Source organism: Deltaproteobacteria bacterium (assembly GCA_009930495.1).
Classification (GTDB): domain Bacteria; phylum Desulfobacterota; class Desulfovibrionia; order Desulfovibrionales; family Desulfomicrobiaceae; genus Desulfomicrobium.
On the sequence record RZYB01000195.1, the window covers coordinates 1 to 4,413 of the forward strand.

Below are 4,413 nucleotides of genomic sequence, written 5' to 3' on the forward strand. Positions count from 1 at the left end.
CAGCCCTGGCGTGGCCGAATCCTGCCTGGCCATCGCCAAGGACAAGGAGCTGTCCTACAAGTACACGGGCCGGGGCAATCTCGTGGCCGTGGTCTCCAATGGCACGGCCGTGCTCGGCCTGGGCAACATCGGGCCCCACGCCGGCAAGCCGGTCATGGAAGGCAAAGGATTGTTGTTCAAAATTTTCGCCGACGTGGACGTCTACGACATCAACCTGGACGTGACCGACCCGGACAAGTTCTGCGAGATCGTCAAAGCCTTGGAGCCGACCTTTGGCGGCATCAATCTCGAAGACATCAAGTCCCCGGAATGTTTTTACATCGAGAACAAACTCAAAAAAGAAATGGGCATCCCGGTCTTCCATGATGACCAGCACGGCACGGCCATCATCTCCGCCGCCGGACTCATCAACGCCCTGGAAATCACGGGCAAGGACATTTCGAAGGTGCGTATCGTCGTCTCCGGCGCGGGCGCGGCGGCCATTTCCTGCACCCGACTTTATGTCGCCTTGGGCATTCTCCCCGAAAACGTGGCCATGTTCGACTCTCGCGGTCACCTGCATCAGGGCCGCACGGACTTGAACGCCCAGAAAAAGGAATTCGCCACCAAAAAGGCCTACGCCTCCCTGGCCGAAGCCATGGTTGGCGCGGACATGTTCCTGGGCCTGTCCACGGCGGGCGTGGTCAGCCAGGACATGGTCAAAAGCATGGGTGCGCACCCGATCATTTTTGCCTGCGCCAACCCCAATCCCGAAATCACCTATACTGATGCCAAGGCCGCGCGTCCCGACGCCATCATGGGCACGGGCCGTTCAGACTTCCCGAATCAGATCAATAATGTTTTGGGATTCCCCTTCATTTTCCGCGGCGCCCTCGACGTCATGGCCACGGGAATCAACGAAGAAATGAAGCTGGCCGCGGCCAAGGCCCTGGCCGCCCTGGCCAAGGAGCCGGTGCCGGACTACGTGGTCAAGGCTTACGGCGTGGACAAACTGGAATTCGGCATCGACTACATCATCCCCAAACCCGTTGACCTGCGTTTGATCGAATTCGAATCCGCCGCCGTGGCCCAGGCCGCCATGGATACCGGCGTGGCCAGGAAGCCCATCACCGACATGAACGCCTACCGCGCCAGCCTTCGCGAGCGCATCGCCGCCTCCCGTAAGCGCCTGGACGCCTTTGTGCAGACCTATCCGCAGATATTCTAGGCGGATCCTGGACGAACAACAAAACCGCCCTGTCAGCAGATGCTGGCGGGGCGGTTTTTCGTTTTGGTGGCGGTCATCCACCGGTTTGGGTCGTGATCCGCGCGGCTGTTGGCGCCTCGCGTCGAGGCGGCGGCCGTTGTGGTCACGCATCCCGTGGCAGACGTGACCGCGTTGCCCTGGGCCCGCATCCGCCCGTAACAGATCATGCATCCAGCCCGCCTGTTTGGAGCGGGGAGCTTGAACCCGACAGGATGCACACCATGGGATTGCACGTCCATCTGCGCAAGCGCTTGCCTCATTTTGATCTTCGATTGGATCTGTTCTGTCCGCGTGGGAGCGTGACGGCCATTGTCGGACCGTCCGGAGCGGGCAAAAGTACCCTCATCCGTCTTGTTGCCGGGCTGGACACGCCGGACTGGGGCCGCGTGGAGTTGAATGGCCGGGTGCTCTTCGATCAGGCCGCCGGCGTCGATCTGCCAACCCGCGTTCGACGGATCGGCATGGTTTTTCAGGATTATCCTCTTTTTGGGCATTTGAATGTGGCGAAAAACGTGGGTTTTTCCTGCGCCGATTCCGCCAGGGTGGATGCCCTGCTGACTCGTTTTGGCATCCAGCATCTGGCCCGGCGCAAGCCCACGGCTATTTCCGGCGGCGAGCGCCAGCGCGCGGCCATGTGCCAAGCCCTGGCCCGGGACCCGGACATTTTGCTTCTCGACGAGCCTTTTTCCGCCCTGGACGCGCCGACACGGGCGGATCTTCGGCGGGAGCTGCCGCTTCAGGCCAGAAGCTTGAATATTCCCGTGGTGCTCGTCACCCACGATCTGCACGAAGCGGTCGAAATTGGCGACGCCATCGTTCCCGTGGCCGATGGCCATCACGCCCCGGACTGGCTGCGGGACGTGCAGGCTGCCCGGGATCGTTTGGTGCGTGTTCCCTTTTCCCCTCGTTCCCGCATTTGCGCGTGAACGAGGTCCGCGTGAAACCAGACCTCGGTTTTTTCACGCTGGGCGCATTTCGCGATGATTCGCGCTAACTTCAGACAGGATTCGTGATCATGAAACGCTGTTTTCCGATGGTGGTCGCCCTTGCTTTTTTGATCGTGGCCGCGCCGGCCATGGCCGTGGATTCGTTGTTCATCGCTTCTGGCGCGGGCTATAAGGTCGTCGTCGAAGCCCTGGCCAGGGCCTTTACCGAAGAGTCCGGCGTGGCCGTGGAGCGTATCCACGGCAACATGGCCCAGATCATGGGCCAGGCGCGCAACAGCGGCAAGGTCGATCTGTTGATCGGCGAGGAAAGTTTTCTGGCCGGCTCGCCCCTGCCCCTGGCCGCGTCCACGCCCTTGGGAATGGGTCGTCTTGTCCTGGCCTGGCCCAAGGCTAAACCCGAGCCGCGTGGGCTCGACGTTCCCGAGGTCGAGCGCGTCGCCATTCCGGACCCGAAAAAAGCCATCTACGGCAAGGCGGCCATGGAATATCTGGAACGAAGCGGGCAGTTGGCGGCGCTCAAGGACAAACTTCTGGTGGTGGGCACGGTGCCCCAGGTTTTCGCCTACCTCTCGACGGCCGAAGTGGACGCCGGGTTCCTTAACCTGACCCAGGCCCTGGCCGCAGCGGATCATTTGGGCGGGTACCGCGTGCTGGAGAACGAGTTGTACACGCCCATCGCCATTGAATGTTTCCAGCTCAAGACTGCTCCCAATCCCAAGGCGGCCAAGGATTTCGCCCGCTTTCTCGAGAGCGGGACGGCCCGCTCCATCCTCGTCGCGCACGGTCTATGACCTTGTTTGAAATGGGGATCGATCCCGCGACGCTTGGGCCGCTCCTGCTGACCGTGCGCGTATTGATCGTGGCCGGAGTCATTCTGCTGCCGGGTGGCGTGCTGCTGGGGTACTATCTCAGCGGCGAGAATTCCCTTTCGCGCACCGTGGTCGATTTTTTTGTCGTCGTGCCCTTGGTCTTTCCGCCCATTGCCACGGGTTTTTTGTTGCTGTTGCTCATTGGCCGCGACGGGCCCATTGGCGCGATTTTGCCCGTGGATTTTGTTTTTGCCTTTCCAGGCCTAGTGCTGGCCTCGGTGGTGTCCGGGCTGCCCCTGGTGGTCAAGCCCGTGGAAGCGGCCCTGCGCGACCAAGGCAAAAAATTGTCCGAAGTGGCGGCCGTGCTCGGCAAGACGCCCTGGCAGACATTTGTCCTGGTCCTCTTGCCGGCCATCCGCAAGCCCATGCTGGCCGGTTGGCTGCTGGCCCTGGGTCGGTCCATGGGCGAAGTCGGCATCACGCTCATGCTTGGCGGCAATATCGCCGGCAGAACCAACACCCTTTCGCTGGAGATTTACAATTGTGTCTTTCTGGGCGAGTTTGAGCGGGCCATGGTTCTGTGTTGCATTGTTGGAACCATTTCCTGCGGACTGCTTTTCATCCTCAAACGCATGTCCGCGATCTAACCGCACGGAGAAGAATGATGAATACACTCGAACAGGTCCGCGCGCGGGCCATCGCCGTTTGGGAGGAGGCCGGCCTCATGGACCAAAGCGTCCAGGTCACGGCGGCTCCCCTGACCGTGGAGCAGGCCATTGGCCGCCCCGAAGGTCAGGATTTTCCCATCCAGAAAGGCAAGGAAAAGTTGATGGAGGCCGACTTCAATGGCGCCAAGGGGCAGGCCTTCACCGACACCTACGGGAATTATGAGGGCCGATTGGCCGACGTGGCCGCCCTGAATCTGGCGGAAGCCATGCCGCGCGCCATTTTTGTCGCCACCTTGAACGCGGTCATGCGCGGCCTGAACCGCGCGGAATGCACCATCCACTGCAAGGACGCCGGCCCCAAGGAATGTTCCGCCATCATCGCCGACTACATCCGGACCCGCCACGGCGAGCCAAAAATCGGCATGGTCGGATTCCAGCCCGCCATGATCGGCGCCTTGAGCGGCTCTTTTGACATGCGTGTCCTTGATCTGGATCCGGACAATATCGGGCAAATGCGTCACGGCGCCTTCATCGAGGGCGGCGAAGCCACGGGCGACGTCCTCAAATGGGCCGATCTGCTCCTGGTAACCGGCACCACCCTGGCCAACGGCACCATTGACTTGTTTCTGGATCGGACCCCGGTTATTTTTTATGGCACGACCATCGCCGGCGCGGCCAGCATCATGGGCTGGGAACGCTTTTGCCCATGTAGTATGTAGTTGTGTCTGGATCACTCTTTATTC

General features: G+C 61.2%; 5 protein-coding genes. All 5 read left to right on the forward strand.

Annotated elements, in window-relative coordinates; all coding sequences use genetic code 11:
• Nucleotides 1–1,207, forward strand: a 1,207-nt coding sequence (locus tag EOL86_12310) for a malate dehydrogenase (GenBank protein ID NCD26357.1), incomplete at its 5' end; no start/stop codon positions are given.
• A gap of 260 nt (nucleotides 1,208–1,467) precedes the next feature.
• The gene (locus EOL86_12315) at nucleotides 1,468–2,172 is read left to right on the forward strand and encodes an ATP-binding cassette domain-containing protein (protein NCD26358.1); all 705 of its coding nucleotides are present in this window, start codon (nucleotides 1,468–1,470) and stop codon (nucleotides 2,170–2,172) included.
• An 89-nt stretch (nucleotides 2,173–2,261) separates the two neighbouring features.
• Nucleotides 2,262–2,984 carry a molybdate ABC transporter substrate-binding protein gene (gene modA / locus EOL86_12320; protein NCD26359.1) on the forward strand — a complete coding sequence of 241 codons (723 nt, stop codon included), beginning with the start codon at nucleotides 2,262–2,264 and terminating at the stop codon, nucleotides 2,982–2,984.
• A complete protein-coding gene (locus tag EOL86_12325; protein ID NCD26360.1) occupies nucleotides 2,981–3,649 on the forward strand; it encodes an ABC transporter permease subunit in 669 nt (222 codons plus the stop codon). Before modA ends, EOL86_12325 begins: the two co-directional genes overlap by 4 nt.
• A gap of 14 nt (nucleotides 3,650–3,663) precedes the next feature.
• Nucleotides 3,664–4,389: a hypothetical protein gene (locus EOL86_12330; GenBank protein NCD26361.1), complete on the forward strand. Its 726-nt coding sequence runs from the start codon at nucleotides 3,664–3,666 to the stop codon at nucleotides 4,387–4,389.
• Nucleotides 4,390–4,413: the final 24 nt, after the last annotated feature.